The 15,876-nt window shown below is 71.0% G+C and carries 15 protein-coding genes, 1 pseudogene and 1 riboswitch; of the genes and pseudogenes, 9 read left to right on the forward strand and 7 right to left on the reverse strand.

All coding sequences use genetic code 11. The annotated features are described in order from the left end of the window. Positions 1-20: 20 nt before the first annotated feature. Positions 21-419, reverse strand: coding sequence for a (2Fe-2S) ferredoxin domain-containing protein (locus tag TNCT6_RS02210; RefSeq protein WP_373996142.1), 399 nt, complete (start codon positions 417-419; stop codon positions 21-23). 60 nt (positions 420-479) lie between these two features. Beyond that, positions 480-603: riboswitch (cobalamin riboswitch) on the reverse strand. A gap of 71 nt (positions 604-674) precedes the next feature. Next, positions 675-1,457: an Fpg/Nei family DNA glycosylase gene (locus tag TNCT6_RS02215; RefSeq protein WP_141365963.1), complete on the reverse strand. Its 783-nt coding sequence runs from the start codon at positions 1,455-1,457 to the stop codon at positions 675-677. A gap of 165 nt (positions 1,458-1,622) precedes the next feature. Here TNCT6_RS02215 and TNCT6_RS02220 point away from each other — a divergent pair, with 165 nt between their 5' ends. Both TNCT6_RS02220 and TNCT6_RS02225 read left to right on the forward strand, forming a co-directional pair. After that, complete coding sequence (locus tag TNCT6_RS02220; protein WP_216372761.1) at positions 1,623-2,393, forward strand: maleylpyruvate isomerase N-terminal domain-containing protein; 771 nt, start codon at positions 1,623-1,625, stop codon at positions 2,391-2,393. Between the two features lie 61 nt (positions 2,394-2,454). Continuing rightward, the gene (locus tag TNCT6_RS02225) at positions 2,455-3,093 is read left to right on the forward strand and encodes a hypothetical protein (protein ID WP_141356014.1); all 639 of its coding nucleotides are present in this window, start codon (positions 2,455-2,457) and stop codon (positions 3,091-3,093) included. Between the two features lie 41 nt (positions 3,094-3,134). Here TNCT6_RS02225 and TNCT6_RS02230 read toward each other — a convergent pair whose 3' ends face one another. Continuing rightward, positions 3,135-3,320 (reverse strand): DUF397 domain-containing protein, encoded by a 186-nt coding sequence (locus TNCT6_RS02230; protein WP_141356016.1) that lies wholly within the window; start codon positions 3,318-3,320, stop codon positions 3,135-3,137. Continuing rightward, entirely contained in the window at positions 3,317-4,138 is an 822-nt protein-coding gene (locus TNCT6_RS02235; protein ID WP_141356019.1) for a helix-turn-helix transcriptional regulator, read from the reverse strand. Before TNCT6_RS02235 ends, TNCT6_RS02230 begins: the two co-directional genes overlap by 4 nt. Before the next feature lie 169 nt (positions 4,139-4,307). Here TNCT6_RS02235 and TNCT6_RS02240 point away from each other — a divergent pair. Together TNCT6_RS02240 and TNCT6_RS02245 are read left to right on the forward strand one after the other, a co-directional pair. Beyond that, positions 4,308-4,841: pseudogene (locus TNCT6_RS02240) on the forward strand (NUDIX domain-containing protein); the annotation flags it as partial. 23 nt (positions 4,842-4,864) lie between these two features. Next, positions 4,865-5,356 carry a type II toxin-antitoxin system Phd/YefM family antitoxin gene (locus TNCT6_RS02245; protein ID WP_253266003.1) on the forward strand — a complete coding sequence of 164 codons (492 nt, stop codon included), beginning with the start codon at positions 4,865-4,867 and terminating at the stop codon, positions 5,354-5,356. Between the two features lie 298 nt (positions 5,357-5,654). Here the strand turns inward: TNCT6_RS02245 and TNCT6_RS02250 are convergent, their stop codons facing one another. Both TNCT6_RS02250 and TNCT6_RS02255 read right to left on the reverse strand, forming a co-directional pair. Next, complete coding sequence (locus tag TNCT6_RS02250) at positions 5,655-6,410, reverse strand: DUF6585 family protein (RefSeq protein ID WP_141356022.1); 756 nt, start codon at positions 6,408-6,410, stop codon at positions 5,655-5,657. A gap of 167 nt (positions 6,411-6,577) precedes the next feature. Next, on the reverse strand, positions 6,578-7,900 hold the full coding sequence (locus TNCT6_RS02255) for an MATE family efflux transporter (RefSeq protein WP_141356024.1): 1,323 nt from the start codon (positions 7,898-7,900) through the stop codon (positions 6,578-6,580). A 107-nt stretch (positions 7,901-8,007) separates the two neighbouring features. On the opposite strand from TNCT6_RS02255, the gene TNCT6_RS02260 reads away from it, so the two are divergent. Together TNCT6_RS02260 and TNCT6_RS02265 are read left to right on the forward strand one after the other, a co-directional pair. Continuing rightward, on the forward strand, positions 8,008-8,532 hold the full coding sequence (locus TNCT6_RS02260; RefSeq protein WP_141356026.1) for a PadR family transcriptional regulator: 525 nt from the start codon (positions 8,008-8,010) through the stop codon (positions 8,530-8,532). A gap of 204 nt (positions 8,533-8,736) precedes the next feature. Beyond that, entirely contained in the window at positions 8,737-9,375 is a 639-nt protein-coding gene (locus tag TNCT6_RS02265; RefSeq protein WP_141365972.1) for a DedA family protein, read from the forward strand. Positions 9,376-9,420: 45 nt separating this feature from the next. Here TNCT6_RS02265 and TNCT6_RS02270 read toward each other — a convergent pair whose 3' ends face one another. Then, complete coding sequence (locus TNCT6_RS02270; RefSeq protein ID WP_253266370.1) at positions 9,421-11,349, reverse strand: ABC transporter ATP-binding protein; 1,929 nt, start codon at positions 11,347-11,349, stop codon at positions 9,421-9,423. 174 nt (positions 11,350-11,523) lie between these two features. Between TNCT6_RS02270 and TNCT6_RS02275 the strand changes: the two genes are divergently transcribed. The 3 genes from TNCT6_RS02275 to TNCT6_RS02285 all read left to right on the forward strand — a co-directional run bounded on the left by TNCT6_RS02275 (position 11,524) and on the right by TNCT6_RS02285 (position 15,702). Continuing rightward, on the forward strand, positions 11,524-12,498 hold the full coding sequence (locus TNCT6_RS02275) for a lysylphosphatidylglycerol synthase transmembrane domain-containing protein (RefSeq protein WP_141365974.1): 975 nt from the start codon (positions 11,524-11,526) through the stop codon (positions 12,496-12,498). A gap of 100 nt (positions 12,499-12,598) precedes the next feature. Beyond that, a complete protein-coding gene (locus tag TNCT6_RS02280; RefSeq protein ID WP_141356028.1) occupies positions 12,599-13,363 on the forward strand; it encodes a crotonase/enoyl-CoA hydratase family protein in 765 nt (254 codons plus the stop codon). A 122-nt stretch (positions 13,364-13,485) separates the two neighbouring features. Beyond that, on the forward strand, positions 13,486-15,702 hold the full coding sequence (locus TNCT6_RS02285) for an NADP-dependent isocitrate dehydrogenase (RefSeq protein WP_141356030.1): 2,217 nt from the start codon (positions 13,486-13,488) through the stop codon (positions 15,700-15,702). Positions 15,703-15,876 lie beyond the last annotated feature (174 nt).

A 15,876-nucleotide genomic window follows, 5' to 3' on the forward strand; every position in this document is an offset into this window, starting at 1 on the left:
CCTCCCCGCCCGTGCGGGCCTCAGGAGTCCGTGGGACGCCGTGGCGGCGTGATGGCGTAAAGGTCGAGGATGTCCGGCAGGGGAGCCACTCCCGGGCCGCCGGCGCGTACCCAGGCGACGATGTCCTCGGTCGCGTCCTCGTCGTTGACGAGCCCGAGCCAGACCGGTCGCGCACCGGCGGTCCGGCCCGCGGCGGACGGCTGGACCACGATGACGTTCGCCTGCTCGCACACGTCGAGGCAGTCGGAGATGCGCACCGGCACCTCCGCACGCAGCCGCGCGGTCTGCGCCGCGTGATCGACCCCGGTCACCTTGGGGCTGCCGCAGCAGCAGTCCCGGCACACGACGACCCGGCACGGCACCGAACCGCTCCCCGCCACGGCACCGTCCGGCGCCTCGTCCGTCGGCTTTTCGGGCACGTCGCACCACTCCCCTCCCGGGGAGATCCGCCCCGGTGTCGATCGAGGAGGCGACCGCGTGAGTCTCCTGGCTCCCGGGTCGTCACTCGTCCCGCCTTCCCACCCCGGGCGGGGGCAGTGGCCTTCCGGAACTCGCTCACCGGTCACAGTGGCGGGACCGCGCCGGATTCACACCGACTTCCTCGGACCGCCGTCGCCTTATGTCGCCGACCATCATCCCATTGCCGTTCGCTCACTGGACAACGGTCACTTCGCTCATTGCTGGCACTGCGGGCACCAGACCGTGCGGCGTCCGCCGACACGGTTCGAGCACAGGGGCCATCCGCAGCGAGGACATGTCGGCTCGCGGTCGTCCCGGTGCCCGGTGAGCCAGGAACGGCGCGGCGGCACGCACCCGGCACGCACGGATGTCTCAAGGACCCGGCCCATCCCCGCATGGATACGCCGAAGCGCGCTCTCGCCCAGGTCCCGCGCCGGGGTCCGCGGTGCCACCCGGGCCCGCCAGAGGATCTCGTCGCACAGGAGGTTCCCGAGACCCGCGATCACGGACTGGTCCATCAGCGCGCTCTTGACGGCGCGCCGTCGTCCCGACAGCAGCTCCCTCAATTCCGCTCCGCTCAGAGTGAACGCGTCGGGCCCCAGACCGTCCATGATCCGTGCGACCTGCGCGTCGTCGGCCAACTGCACGCCTTGGAGCTTGCGTTGATCTCGGCAGCGCAGGTGCCGGGAGTCGTCGAGCGTCAGCACGACGCGGTCGTGCGGTGCGAGGGGCTCGTCCGGGGCACAGCACCGCAGCGATCCCGTCATACCGAAGGGCCGGACCAGTACGCGACCGCCGTCATCCACCGGCACGAACAACCACTTCCCGTGCCGCCACGCCTCCCCCAGACGTCTGCCTTTCAACTCCCTCCGCAGCCGCTGCGCGCTGACACCCCGCAACACCCCCGTGTCCCGCACCTCGACGTCCGTGACACACCGCTGCCGGCCGCAGGTCATCAGCACCTCGCGGAATCCCTCGACATCCGGCAGTTCGGGCATGCGTGCGTCCGGACTCTTCGTCGTACGGTCGTCGGACCGCCGTACGCGCTGACGGGTACCCGTGGAGAACGAGCCCACGCGCTCGGCACCCTGCTCCGGGGCGTCATGCCTCCGATCGGACGCTCGCCGGTTTGACGGACGGCTCGACCGGGATACCCATGGCCCGTGATCCCGTCCAAGGTCGACGACACGCTGCCCGAGCTGGCTCCCTTCGTCCACGCCGTACAGGGCCGAAGGCCCGACGACGGCACGTGGTGCGAGGCGTGGACGGTGCGTGACGTCCTGGCCCACCAGACGGGGAACGCCGAGGAACTGGCCCGGGTGCTGCGAGCGTTCCTCGCGGGCACACCGGTGGCGACCAGGAGCTTCGAGCGCGAGGCTCCCTACCGGCGGATGCCGGACGCCGAGCTCTGGGCGGCGTTCATGACCAACTGTGAACAGCTCACCGAGATCGCCGCGGCCGCCGCGCAGGACCTCTCCCCGGACACCGAGGTGATGTGGACCGGCCGTTCCGTTAAGGTCCCCTTCTTCGCGGAACACATGCGTGAGGAACTGATCCTCCACCGCTGGGACCTGACCGGCGACGACCGGACGGCCGTGCAGTCCCTCAACGAGCCGTGGATGACCGAGCACAGCGTGGTGTCGGTCGGCCGCCCCCTGCTGGTCCGGGGCCGCGCGGGCCTGGACCTGGGGCCCGAGGGACGGGTCGAGGGCCGCCTGCGCACCCCGGGCACGGACGACATCGTGGTGACCGCCGACGCCGAGGGCGGCACGATCCGGTTCGCCGCCCCCGAGGGCCCGGCCACGATCGAGAGCGACGCGGCCACCCGCGTCCTCCTCCTGTGGGGCCGCCGCCCCGCCGACCCCACCCGCTGGCACAGCGCCGCGGGCCCTGAGGCGCTGCGGAGCGTACGGACGCTGCTGGGCGGCTACTGAGACATGGCTGTGGGGCCGACCTGGCCCACCAGGGGGACGGCCCCTCGTAAGGTGGACCGTCATGGCCGAGTCTCACCCGCTGCTGGGCATGTTCCTCAATGCCGCCGACGGACGCTTTCCGCCCGCGGACGGTCGCGTAACAGTTCTCCCCCCTCTGCCGGGTGGGCTGGAGTGCTCGGTCGCCTTCACCGGGCACGCCGTGATCGCCACCGCCCTGTCCGCTTCCGACGTCCAGGCTCAGGGGCCCGACGGTTACGGGGCTTCAATGGCTCCGGATTTCCTGCGTTACCTCGCCGGTCCCGAGGGGTGGATCGACGGTGTCGACGTCACACTCGTCGCGCGTGGCACGCAGGCCCCCCGACGCCTGCCCGAACGTCTTGATGCCGATGACCACCCACGTGTTCGCCGTGCTCGGGCTTTGCGTACCGACGTCCGTGTCCACGGAGATGAACGCGGCCTTGTCGCACTGGCCGACGGCCTGGCTGGACGGCGAGAGATAAGCATCGAACTCAACCACCCGGGCAGCGGTGCGGCTGGGCTCGGTCGCTCCCTGCTGCGTGACGCGCTCACCTTGCTCCCCGCCGGTGAGCCGGTTTTCGCCGCTGTCGCCCCGGGTAACGCTCGATCCCTTCGGGCCTTCCTCGCGGCCGGCTACACACCACTGGGCAGCGAGGTCGTCGTCCGTCCCTCCAGACCGTGAAGTGGTCCAGCAGCGAGAGGCCGCGGCCCACAACACATCGCTTACTCCACCACGAAACCGAGGAAATCCGACCACGCCGAGGAGGCGACCCCGAATCGCGGCCCGTCACTCTGCTTGGAGTCGCGTACGTGCACGGCTCCGTGGGCGAGTGCGACTTCCACGCAGCTGTCGCCTTCGGACCCGCTGTAGCTGCTCTTGAACCATTCCAGCTCACTGTCGGTGTTCATAGCGCTCCTCGCATCCGCTGCAACAACTCGGCCGAGTCCGCGGGGGACAGAGCCTGCGAGCGCATCTTGGCATAGCGCATCTGCATGACGCTCACCGCTTCCCGGTCGGAAACCAGCTGCCCGGTTTTCTGCCCCTCCGAATATCCCAACCACTGGCGCTCCGGGGTCTCCAGAAGTTGCATGGGCCCGTCCGTACCCGCGTGATGCGGCTGCCGCAACGGCATGATCTGCAGCTCCACGTTCCACAGCTCCGTGCGGACGAGAAGGTGGTCGAGCAGTCCCCGGGTGACTTCCTCACCTCCCGTGTGCCGCAGCAGTACCGACTCCTCGACGATGAAACTGAACGCGACCGGCGGCCTGCGCGTCAACAGGTCCTGCCGCGCCAGCCGGGCGGCGATCCGCTCCTGCAGCTGCTCCTCCGTGGGCGGGGGCGGCACGTTGAGCATCACCGCGCGCGTGTAGGCCTCGGTCTGGAGCAGCCCCGGCACGACCCGGCACTCGTACGTGCACAGGCTGACCGCCGTCTCCTCCAACTGCGCCCACTCCCGGAACCAGACCGCCAGCCCCCGCTGCCGTCCCACGTGCCGGGCCACCGCGCGCAGCACGCCGAACGACTCCAGCGCCTCCTCCGCCCGCTCGATGAAGTGAGCGGTGGGCATCCGCCGGCCCTGCTCGACCGAAGCAACCGCAGCATGCGAGTAGTTGAGCCGCTCGGCCAGTTGCTCCTGCGTCAGCAGGGCTCGTTCACGAAAGACCTTCAGAGCCGCCCCGAACGCCTTCATACTCCCGGACGAATCCAGCGCACTGCCACTTGCCATGAATGACGACCCCCTTGTCACACCCGCGTCACCTCTTGCAGCGAATACAACGGCTCGACCCTGAGCAGTGGTTACGTGCCTGGCACGGCTGGAACCAGTACAGGACGGCCTGTACGGGCAGCACCACACCGCCGAAAGGACCTGATCTGTGACGGCACGCCCCGCACACCGCACGACCAGCCCACCTCGGGTGAGCACTCGTCCACGGACCGCGCGCCCGCCCGCACCGCACGCCGCGATCGGCGTCGGGGCCATCGTGTTCGGTGAGCGGGGCCTGCTGCTGGGACGGCACCGGCACGGCACCTGGGAGCTGCCCGGGGGCACTGTCGAGCCCGGAGAGTCCCTCCACGACACGGTCGTGCGCGAACTCGCCGAGGAGACCGGGCTCGTCGCCCGCCCTGAGGACGTGACCCTGCTGGGCACACTCCTCGACCACGTCGACGACGTCGTACGCGTCACCGTCGGCGCCGTCGTCACGGCCTGGCAGGGCGAACCAGCCGACCAGCCGCACGAAAGCGTGGGCGACTGGCGCTGGTGGGACCCGGAGGAGCTGCCCCAGGGCCTGTTCGTGTGCAGCGCCCAGATCCTCACGTCCTGGCGCTCCGACCTGCCACCCATCGACCACGCACCGGCGCACTTCACTCCGTACGCAGACCGAACACCCGCCGCCTGCGAAGGCGAACAGCACGACCCCTCCCAGTAGCGTCCAGCTCCCTGGATGATGTCGTGAAGATCGTTGTCGAGCGTCAGTACGCCTCGAACCCGATCGACTATGAGCGCCTCGTCTCGTTGGTCGAGTCCACCGGCGAACGCGTCGTGCCCACCGAGGGCGGCGTGCCGGTGAGTGTCCTGTTCCCGGCGGGGGTGGTGGCCCGGCTGGAACACTGGGCCCGCGCCGACTTCGCCACGCCCGCACCGATACCGCAGGCCGAAGAAGGGGAGGATGCGAACGAACCGGGGTGGGACGTCGGTCGGCTGCGGATCGAGCCGCTGGCCAATCCGCGGGAGTACGGGCCCTACACCCGGTACGTGCGGGCCGACGGCAGGCGCGTGAGCTTCGTCCGGAGCGGGACGGTGGTGGCCGTGCAACTGACTGCCGACGAGGCGGCGTGGCTTGAGGACAGAGCCATGCATAAGCGCCAGGGATACATGGACCCCAAGCAGGCAGCGGCATTCGCAGAATTCCTGGCTCGACAGCCACCGGTCGGCGAGCAGTGACTGCGCGCCGGAGCCGCTTTGAAGTCCGATCAACCGGGCCTCAAGGGTCTCGAACGCTCGGAGTGTGAGGCCGCCACGGCTCGCCCGGGGTTCCGTCGTCTGCGCTGGGGCGGGGTGCCGGTGTCGCCGGCCACTCAGACAGGCTGCGTACGTACATCGGGCTTCCTTTGGCAGGCTACGGATGCCGGCCGTCGAGGAGCTGACCGCGCGGACGGGGCGCGACCTTGGAACTGCCCGCTGCAGCAGGGCGCCCGGGGGCCGCTCAGAGCGGCCCCCGGGCGCTGCCGTGCTCCGGTGGTCAGGCGTTCTGGCGCGGGCCGCCGTATCGGAGCTGGTCGATGAGGGCGAGGAGGAGGAAGAGGTTCGGGACCTTCTTGACCTGCACCTGGGCCCAGGGCAGCTTCTTGCCGGGCTTGCGCAGCACCAGCATTCCCTGGGAGATTTCGACCTTCTCGATCTCCGTCCAGGTCAGGCTGCCCTTTGCCGTGGCCACACCGCCCAGGTTCACCGAGAGGCTCCCGTAGGTCAGGGTCCGGCCCTGTTCCAGCCCGGTGACCAGTCCGGGCAACTGCGCTCGGGTGATCTCCTGCTGGAACGCCGGACCCCAACGCTCCGGCTGGGCGTAGAAGTCGGTCACCTTGAGCCTCGTACCGTCCTCGCGGTGGAGCGTGTAGACGTAGGTGGTCCCGACGTAGATGCCGTTTGCGTACCGCTCGGTGATCTCCTGGAGCACCGTCATCGAGTCCCAGCGGAAGACGGAGACCTCGCCGTTCCTTCCCACCTCGGCCAGGCCGTGCTCGAAGAGGTGCAGTCGGCGGGCGGCCTGCTTGCGCGAGAGGTTGGGCGCTGTGAAGGCGAGCCAGAAGAAGTAGGCGGCGAGGGGCGGAAGGATCAGGGAGACGATTCCCATGAACAGGACGGCGGCTATCCGCACTGTGCTGATGCGCTTCGGCAGGAATGTCTCGCGCAGCTGCCCAAGCCCTTCGGTCCCCGGGGGCGCGGCGTCATGGGCTGTTGTCTGTCCGGGGTCCTGCTGAGCGGTGGGTCCTGCCATGAGCCGTGCTCCTCGCCGTCATTATCAGAGATTCGGCGATCATTCTGCGGTCGGGGCCGACGCTGATACACATCGGGGGGCCTTTTGCCGGTCGCCGGAACCGGCAGGTCGGGCAACCCGGTGACGAAGGCGGCGCATGCGTCGAGGCCGCGGCCGACGCAACCGCCCTACACTCCTGCGGTCCCGGGCTGTTTCGTGTGCCTGTACGTCCTGGCGACGGCTCCGCACTGCAACGCCATCGACAGCGCCATGGCCGCGCAGATGCCCGGCAGGCCCCACCCCGACAGGGGGTACGCGAGGGCCAGTTGCAGCGCCACTCCGCACGAGGTGATCCGGGCAAGGGCCGGACTGCCGCCGCTGCCCTCGAACACACCGCCCAGTGCGATGAAGCACGCGAGCAATACCAAGTAGGGCCCCACGCAGCGCAGATAGAGCGTTCCTGCCTCGGCCACCTCGCCCCCGGCGCCGAAGATCCGCATGATCCACGGTCCCGTGGCAAGCAGGACCAGGGCGGCTGCGAGCCCCAGCGTCCCGGCCAGGAGCAGTGCCTGGCGCCCGATGGTCCGGCGCTCGTCGTGACCGGCGCCGAGTTGGTGGGCGGTGTGGATGGCGGCGGCCTGGCGCACCGCGTAGAAGGCCATCGTGGCGACGTACATCGCCTTGGCCGCGATCCCGTACGCGGCGACGTCGCTCACGCCGACCCGGGCGACCACGGCGACGAGCGCGAGCGCCCCGGCCATTCTGACGCCGAAGTCGGCCGACATCGGCAGACCGGTCGATGCCGTCCTGCGCGCGTCGGTGCCCAGTTCTTTGATGCGGAACGAGGTTCCTCCGCCGGTCTGCGGGAGTGCGCCGCTTCGGAGCAGCGTGAGGAAACCGCACCCGAGCGCGGCCGTCCGTCCCAGCACGGTGGAGATCGCCGCCCCGCGCACTCCGAGTCCGAGACCGAGGATGAGCAGGGGATCCAGCACGAGGATCAGCCCGTTGGCGAGCAGTGAGAGTTTCATCGGGGTGCGGGTGTCGCCCGCGCCCTTGAGGATGCCGTCGACGACGTTGGTGGCGAAGAACACCGCGATCCCAGGGAGCGCGATCGAGAAGTACCCGGTGGCGAGGGCCAGTGAACGGCCTTCGTCGCCGCCGAGCACGAGCTGGGCCAGCGGCTCCCGGCAGAGGTATCCGCCGATGGCGACGACGGGTGTGACGAGTGCCCACAGCGCCCAGCCGCCGCGTACGGCGGAACGGAGCGCCGCCGGATCCCCCGCCCCCCTGGCCCGTGCGACCAGCACGGTCGTACCGGAGCCGGCGACGAGGATGACGCCGAGCAGCAGGTTCTCGACATTCGTGGCGACTGCCACCGCGGCGACGGCCTGCCCGCCGAGCCGGGCCACCCACACCATGTTGATGATTCCGGCCATGACCCCGGCGAGCAGCTCGAAGTAGACCGGAAGCGCGAGCGACGCCAGCCTGCGACGGTGCTCCGCTGCACTCATCGCTCCCCCCTCTTTTCGCTGTACCTCGAATCGAGGTACAGCGAAAAGAGATAACATGGCGGCGCCGAGTGGACAAGCGCGCGGATGGCACCGAAGGGGACCTGTTCATGCTGGAGCTGTCGATCCTGGGCTTCCTCTACGAAGCACCCCTGCACGGCTACGAGCTGAAGGCGCGCATCCAAGGCCTCAGCGGTCACATCCGCCCCGTGAGTGACGGCGCGCTCTATCCGGCCATCACCCGACTCGTGAAGGCGGGCCTGATCGAGCAGCGCACCGAGCCCGGAAGTGGTGCCGCGCACCGCCGGACGCTGTCCCTCACGGAGGCGGGCCGCACCGAGCTTCTGGAGCGCTTGAGGAGCCCCAAGGAAGTCGAAGTCACCGATGGGCAGCGGTTCTTCACGCTGCTCGCGTTCTTGCGGCACCTTCCGGACCGTGCCGAGCAGGCGGCCGTCCTCCGTCGCCGGCAAACGTTCCTCGACACCCCGGCGAGCTTCTTCTACCGCGACGGTGAGCCGGTACGGGCCGAGGACGCACCGGACCTGTTCCGGCAGGGCATGCTGCGCATCGCCCGTGCCACCGGAACCGAGGAGAGGAGGTGGCTGGACGAGGCGATCGGCAGACTGGAGAGCTGAGCGAAGCCGCCCCCGGACCGCTTCCGGTGTGCGGTTCGACCTCAACACCGACAGGCGATGGGCGTCGCGTATCACCCATGATGTCTGTGATGCCTGCTGTACTCGACTTCGCGACCGGCCGTACCGCCGCCCGGTACGGCATGGGTACTCATCCAGCAGTGGGCCCGACGTGTGCACGGTGAGGAGGGCCATGAGGCGATGACGGTGTTCGCCGTCAACCCGACGGACAGCGCCTCGGTGCTGGCCGCCTTCGGTGCGCTGGGGGTCCTGGTCGTGACCTTCGCGGAGTCGGGTCTGATCGTGGTCGGCTTCTTCCTTCCCGGTGACACCCTGCTGATCCCGGCCGGTGTGCTGTGCGCGCAGACCGACGGTCAGACACCGCGGATGGCGTTGTGGCAGGTGCTGGCGTGCGCCGCCGTGGGCGCTGTGGCGGGCGGACAGGTGGGGTTCCTGCTCGGGCGGCGGGGCGGGCGGACCCTGCTGGCCCGCTCCTCCAACCGGCGTCTGAAGGAACGGGCGGCGCGGGCGCAGGAACTCCTGGCCCGCTACGGGCAGGGCAAGGCGCTCGTGATCGGCCGCTTCATCCCGATGCTGCGGACCGTGCTGCACCCGGCGGCCGGGGCGCTCGGTGTGCCCACGCGGACCTTCACTCTCTGGGCGACCGTCGGGGGCGTGCTCTGGACCCAGAGCCTGGTGCTGGCCGGATACGGTCTGGGGGCGTCGGTCCCCCGCATCGGCGACTACCTCCTGGTCATGGTCGCCGTGCTCGTCGTGCTCTCCCTGGTGCCTCTGCTGGTGCAGGCACGGCGTGCACGGCACACCCGGCAGCCGCCCACGCGATGAGAGCGCCCTCGCGGTGACCGGGCGGCCGCCAGTACCAGGTGCCGCCTACGCCACCGCCTCCCCGGCCACCACGGCCTCCGGCGCCACCCCCGCTTGCCGCGCCTCCCGCGCCTGTTCGGCCCGCTGCTCGAACTGCGTGCGGTGCAGCTCCGCGTACCGGCCGTCCGCCGCCAGGAGTTCGTCGTGGGTGCCGCGTTCGACGATCAGTCCGCCCTCGACGACCAGGATGAGGTCGGCGGCCCGCACCGTGGACAGGCGGTGGGCGATCACCACCGCGGTCCGGCCGTCCAGGGCCTCGGTCAGTGCCTCCTGGACGGCCGCCTCCGAGGTGTTGTCGAGGTGGGCGGTGGCCTCGTCGAGGATGACCACCCGCTGGCGGGCCAGCAGCAGCCGGGCGATGGTCATGCGCTGACGTTCCCCGCCGGACAGACGGTAGCCGCGCTCGCCGACGACGGTGTCGAGGCCGTCGGGCAGGGAGCGCACGAGGTCGTCGAGGCGGGCCCGGCGCAGGGCGTCCCACAGTTCCGCCTCGGTCGCCGAGGGGCGGGCCAGCAACAGATTGGCGCGCACGGAGTCGTGGAACAGGTGGCCGTCCTGGGTGACCATGCCGAGGGTCGCCCGCAGGGACGCCGAGGTCAGGTCGCGGACGTCGACGCCGCCGACGCGCACGGCGCCCTCGTCGACGTCGTACAGGCGCGGCAGCAGTTGCGCGATCGTCGACTTGCCGGCGCCGGAGGAGCCGACGAGGGCGACGGTCTGTCCGGCCTCGGCGCGGAAGGAGACGCCGTGCAGAACCTCGGCGCCGTCGCGGGTGTCGAGGCCGGCGACCTCCTCCAGTGAGGCGAGGGAGACCTTGTCGGCGGACGGGTAGCCGAAGCGGACGCCCTCGAACTCCACGGCGAGGGGTCCCTCGGGCACCTGGCGGGCGTCCGGCTTCTCCTCGATCAGCGGCTTGAGGTCGAGCACCTCGAAGACCCGCTCGAAGCTGACCAGGGCGCTCATCACCTCCACGCGCGCCCCGGCGAGCGCGGTGAGCGGCGCGTACAGGCGGGTCAGCAGCAGGGCGAGCGACACGACGGCGCCCGGCTCCAGGGTGCCGCGCAGGGCGAAGTACCCGCCGAGGCCGTAGACGAGGGCCAGCGCCAGCGAGGACACCAGGGTCAGCGCGGTGATGAAGGCGGACTGCGCCGTCGCCGTGCGGATGCCGATGTCCCGCACCCGGGCGGCGCGGGCCGCGAACTCCTCCGACTCCTGCTCCGGGCGGCCGAAGAGCTTGACCAGTGTGGCGCCGGGGGCGGAGAAGCGCTCCGTCATCCGGGTGCCCATCGCCGCGTTCAGCGTGGCCGCCTCCCGCTGCATACGGGCCATCCGGCTGCCCATCCGCCGGGCCGGCACCACGAACACCGGCAGCAGCACCAGGGCGAACAGGGTGATCTGCCAGGACAGGGTGAGCATGACGGCGAGGGTGAGCAGCAGCGTGACCACGTTGCTGACGACGCCCGAGAGGGTGTTGCTGAAGGCCCGCTGGGCGCCGATGACGTCGTTGTTGAGCCGGGAGACGAGCGCCCCCGTACGCGTGCGTGTGAAGAACGCCACCGGCATGCGCTGCACATGGTCGAACACCGCCGTGCGCAGATCGAGGATGAGTCCCTCGCCGAGCGTGGCCGACAGGCGTCTGCCGAGGATGCCGAACGCCGCCTCGGCCACCGCGATCAGGGCGATGAGCAGGGCCAGGCGTACGACCGTGCCCTGGTCGCCCCGCGACACGATCACGTCGACGACGCGCCCGGCGAGTACGGGGGTCGCCACCGCGAGCAGCGCGGTCACCACCCCGAGGGCGACGAACTGCGCGATACGGCGGCGGTGGGGCCGGGCGAACGCGCCGATACGGCGCAGCGTCGCGCGGGCGAGCGGACGCCGCTCCTGCTGGGCGGTCATGACGCTGTGCAGCTGCGTCCAGGCGGTGGTCTCCATGCTCATGGAGAAGAACCTAGAACCTCAAGCATCGTTGAGGTCAATGTGCGCACCCCGAAGACCCCTACGGCTCCGACTCCTCCCGACCCGCTTTCCGCTCGTAAGGCGCCGTCCTCGGTTCCGCCATCCGCCGTTGGCGCGGCGGGGAAACCCTCTCCGGATGTGACCCCGGATGTGACAGCGGCCGAACTTCGCGAGCCGCGGCCAGGGCGGCTCCCGCGGCGCCTGCCCCTGCGCCAGGTGCTGTGCCTGCTGCCGGTGCTGCTCGTGGCGGTGGCCGCGGTGCGGCACCGGTCGGTGCTGGCCGAGGGCTTCGCGCATCTGCGGAGCGCCGAGTGGCCGTGGCTGCTGGCCGCGGTCGGCACGACCTGTCTGACCTGGGTCGCGGCGGCCGTCACCCGGCAGGGCGCGGTCGTCCAGCGGTTGCCGAGACGGCGGCTGCTCGCCACCCAGTTCGCGGCCGGCGCCGCCAACCACCTGTTGCCGACGGGCCTCGGGGCGAGCGCGGTGAACCTGCGGTTCCTGACGGTGTGCGGGGTCTCCCTGGCCCGGTCCTCCGCCGCGCTCGCGCTGTACATGCTCGCGGAGAGCATCGCCCGGCTGGCGCTGCTCGCCGCCCTGCTCCTCGCGTTCCCGAACGCGCTGCGGCTCGGCGGTCTGCTGCCCTCGGGAGTGGTCGGTCCGCTGCTGTACACCGTGGGCGCGGTCCTGGTCGCCGCCGCCGGGGCGGCACTGTGCGTACGGCGGCTGCGCGCGGCGGTCGCCTCCTTCGTGCGCACCGCGCTGAGCGAGGCGCGCTCGGTGCACTGCCGTCCGGCGCGGGCGCTCGCGCTGTGGGGCGGCTCGCTGGCCTTCCCGGCTCTTCAGGCGGTCTCACTGGTCGCGGTGGGCCGAGCGCTGGCGCTGCCGGTGCCGTCCGTGCACATGGCGCTGGCGTACCTGGCGGCCACCACCGCCGTCGCGCTGGTGCCCACGCCCGGTGGGTTCGGCTCGGTGGAGGCCGCGCTCGTCGTGGCGCTGGTGGCGGCGGGTGGGCCGGCCGCGGTCGCCACGGCGGTGGTGGTCGCCTACCGGATCATCACCGTGTGGCTGCCGCTGCTGCCGGGGGCGCTCACGCTGGGGGCGCTGGTACGGCTGAAGGTCATCTGACCGTCCCCCTCCCCCGCGGCTCCGTCTCCCGCACGAGGTGACCGAGGAGTAACCTGCCGTCCCACCACGCACCAGGAGATCGCCGCAGGAGGTCGCCGCCATGCCGGTCCGGATCGAGCGCCAGGGGTACGTCACCACGGTCGTCCTGTCCCGGCCCGGGGCCCGTAACGCGGTGGACGGCCCCACGGCCGCCGAACTCGCCGACGCCTTCCGCCGGTTCGAGGCCGACGCGGAGGCCAGGGTGGCGGTGCTGTGGGGCGAGGGCGGCACGTTCTGCGCGGGCGCGGACCTGAAGGCGGTCGGCACGGGGCGGGGCAACCGGGTCGCGGAGGACGGCGACGGGCCGATGGGGCCGACCCGGATGCGCCTGTCCAAGCCGGTGATCGCGGCGGTGGCCGGCCATGCCGTGGCGGGCGGTCTGGAACTGGCGCTGTGGTGCGATCTGCGGGTGGCGGAGGAGGACGCCGTGTTCGGTGTGTTCTGCCGCCGCTGGGGCGTGCCGCTGATCGACGGAGGCACGGTACGGCTGCCCCGGCTGATCGGCACCAGCCGCGCCATGGACATGATCCTGACCGGACGGCCGGTCCCGGCCCGGGAGGCGTACGAGATGGGCCTGGCGAACCGGCTCGTCCCCACCGGACATGCCCGCGCCGAGGCCGAGCGGCTGGCCGCCCGGCTCGCCGGCTTCCCCCAGGCCTGCCTGCGTGCGGACCGCGCCTCGGTCCTGGACCAGGAGTCCCTGGACGAGATGTCGGCCCTGCGCGGGGAGCTCCGGCACGGCAGGGACGTACTGGCCGAGGGCCTTCAGGGCGCGGCCCGGTTCGCCGCCGGGGCGGGACGGCACGGCTCGTTCGCGGACGATTGAGTCCGCCCTCCAGGGACGAGTGAGCCACCCCTCCGGATCCGGGGCGGACCCCTGTCGAGCCGGGGACCGTCACGAGATATCTTGATGTCGAGCAATGTTGCAGACGTGGAGCGGAGCACCCGGTGACTGACTCGACCATCATCTACACACACACTGACGAGGCCCCGGCCCTGGCGACGTATTCCTTCCTGCCGGTGGTCCAGGCGTACGCCTCGCAGGCGGGTGTCGCGGTGGAGACGCGTGACATCTCGCTGGCCGGGCGCATCATCGCCGTGTTCCCGGAGTACCTCGCCGAGGACCAGCGGATCCCGGACGCGCTGACCGAGCTGGGCGAGCTCGCCAAGACGCCCGAGGCCAACATCATCAAGCTGCCGAACATCTCGGCCTCCATCCCGCAGCTGAAGGCCGCGATCGCGGAGCTCCAGGGCCAGGGCTACGCGCTGCCGGACTACCCGGACGACCCGAAGACCGACGAGGAGCGCGAGATCCGCGCCCGCTACGACAAGGTCAAGGGCTCCGCGGTGAACCCGGTGCTGCGCGAGGGCAACTCCGACCGCCGCGCCCCCGCCTCGGTGAAGAACTACGCCAAGACCCACCCGCACCGCATGGGCGCCTGGACCGCGGAGTCCAAGACCAACGTGGCGACGATGGGCGTCGACGACTTCCGCTCCACCGAGAAGTCCGTCGTCATCGCCGAGGACGGCGCGCTGCGCATCGAGCTGAAGGGCGACGACGGCTCCACCACCGTGCTGCGCGAGTCCGTGCCCGTCCTGAAGGGCGAGGTCGTGGACGCCTCCGTGATGCGCGTCGCCGCGCTGCGCGAGTTCCTCACCGCCCAGGTCGCCCGCGCCAAGCAGGAGGGCGTCCTGTTCTCCGTGCACCTGAAGGCCACGATGATGAAGGTCTCCGACCCGATCGTCTTCGGTCACGTGGTGCGCGCCTTCTTCCCGAAGACGTTCGCGCAGTACGGCGAGGCGTTCGCCGCGGCCGGCCTGACCCCGAACGACGGTCTGGGCGGCATCTACAAGGGCCTGGAGAACCTGCCGGAGGGCGCCGAGATCAAGGCCTCCTTCGACGCCGAGCTCGCCGAGGGCCCGGAGCTGGCGATGGTCGACTCCGACAAGGGCATCACCAACCTGCACGTCCCCTCCGACGTGATCGTCGACGCCTCCATGCCGGCCATGATCCGCACCTCCGGCCACATGTGGGGCCCGGACGGCCAGGAGCACGACACCCTCGCGGTCATCCCGGACTCCAGCTACGCGGGCGTCTACCAGGCCGTGCTCGACGACTGCCGCGCCCACGGCGCCTACGACCCGTCGACCATGGGCTCGGTCCCGAACGTGGGTCTGATGGCGCAGAAGGCCGAGGAGTACGGCAGCCACGACAAGACCTTCGAGATCCCGGTCACCGGCACCGTCCGCCTGGTCGACCAGGCCGGCAACGCCGTGCTCGAGCAGACCGTCTCGGCCGGTGACATCTTCCGCGCCTGCCAGACCAAGGACGCCCCGATCAAGGACTGGGTGAAGCTGGCCGTCACCCGCGCCCGCGCCACCGGCGACCCGGCCGTGTTCTGGCTGGACGAGGGCCGCGCCCACGACGCCAACCTGATCGCCAAGGTCGAGCAGTACCTGCCGGAGCACGACACCGAGGGCCTGGACATCAAGATCCTGTCCCCGGTCGAGGCGACGAAGCTGTCGGTGGAGCGCATCCGCCGCGGTGAGAACACCATCTCGGTGACCGGCAACGTGCTGCGCGACTACCTCACCGACCTGTTCCCGATCCTGGAGCTGGGCACCAGCGCCAAGATGCTCTCCGTGGTCCCGCTGATGGCGGGCGGCGGCCTGTTCGAGACGGGCGCCGGCGGCTCCGCGCCGAAGCACGTGCAGCAGCTGGTCAAGGAGGACTACCTGCGCTGGGACTCCCTGGGCGAGTTCTTCGCCCTGGTGCCGTCCCTGGAGCAGTACGCCGAGGCCACCGGGAACGCCCGCGCCAAGGTGCTCGCCGACACCCTGGACCGGGCCACGGCGACCTTCCTCAACGAGGACAAGTCCCCGACCCGTCGCGTCGGCGGCATCGACAACCGCGGCAGCCACTTCTTCCTGTCCCTGTACTGGGCGCAGGAGCTGGCGAAGCAGACCGACGACGCCGGTCTGGCAAAGGCGTTCGCGCCGCTCGCCGAGACCCTCGCCGCCAACGAGCAGAAGATCGTCGACGAGCTGATCGCCGTCCAGGGCAAGCCGGCCGAGATCGGCGGCTACTACCAGCCCGACCCGGCCAAGGCCGCCGCGGTCATGCGCCCGTCGGCCACCTGGAACGAGGCGCTGGCCGCCCTCTGAGCCGACCCGGGCCCCGGCACACCGCCGGGGCCCGGCAGTCCTCACCGCTCCGCCCCGACCGGCATCCCGCCGGCCGGGGCGGAGCCCTTTTGTGACGGCTGCGTGTCATCCCCGCTCCGGCGCTGGTGCGCCGTGGAGCCCTGTGTTTACCTGGGTCGCATGATCGCGCTCGTG

The sequence above is a fragment of the Streptomyces sp. 6-11-2 genome, assembly GCF_006540305.1.
In the GTDB taxonomy this organism is placed as follows: Bacteria; Actinomycetota; Actinomycetes; order Streptomycetales; family Streptomycetaceae; genus Streptomyces.

Bases quoted from the DNA above. Each gene is read 5' to 3' on its own strand.
- TNCT6_RS02215 (WP_141365963.1), bottom strand. From the start codon at position 1,457: ATGCCCGAACTGCCGGATGTCGAGGGATTCCGCGAGGTGCTGATGACC.
- TNCT6_RS02225 (WP_141356014.1), top strand. From the start codon at position 2,455: ATGGCCGAGTCTCACCCGCTGCTGGGCATGTTCCTCAATGCCGCCGAC.
- TNCT6_RS02230 (WP_141356016.1), bottom strand. From the start codon at position 3,320: ATGAACACCGACAGTGAGCTGGAATGGTTCAAGAGCAGCTACAGCGGG.
- TNCT6_RS02235 (WP_141356019.1), bottom strand. From the start codon at position 4,138: ATGGCAAGTGGCAGTGCGCTGGATTCGTCCGGGAGTATGAAGGCGTTC.
- TNCT6_RS02250 (WP_141356022.1), bottom strand. From the start codon at position 6,410: ATGGCAGGACCCACCGCTCAGCAGGACCCCGGACAGACAACAGCCCAT.
- TNCT6_RS02255 (WP_141356024.1), bottom strand. From the start codon at position 7,900: ATGAGTGCAGCGGAGCACCGTCGCAGGCTGGCGTCGCTCGCGCTTCCG.
- TNCT6_RS02260 (WP_141356026.1), top strand. From the start codon at position 8,008: ATGCTGGAGCTGTCGATCCTGGGCTTCCTCTACGAAGCACCCCTGCAC.
- TNCT6_RS02270 (WP_253266370.1), bottom strand. From the start codon at position 11,349: ATGGAGACCACCGCCTGGACGCAGCTGCACAGCGTCATGACCGCCCAG.
- TNCT6_RS02280 (WP_141356028.1), top strand. From the start codon at position 12,599: ATGCCGGTCCGGATCGAGCGCCAGGGGTACGTCACCACGGTCGTCCTG.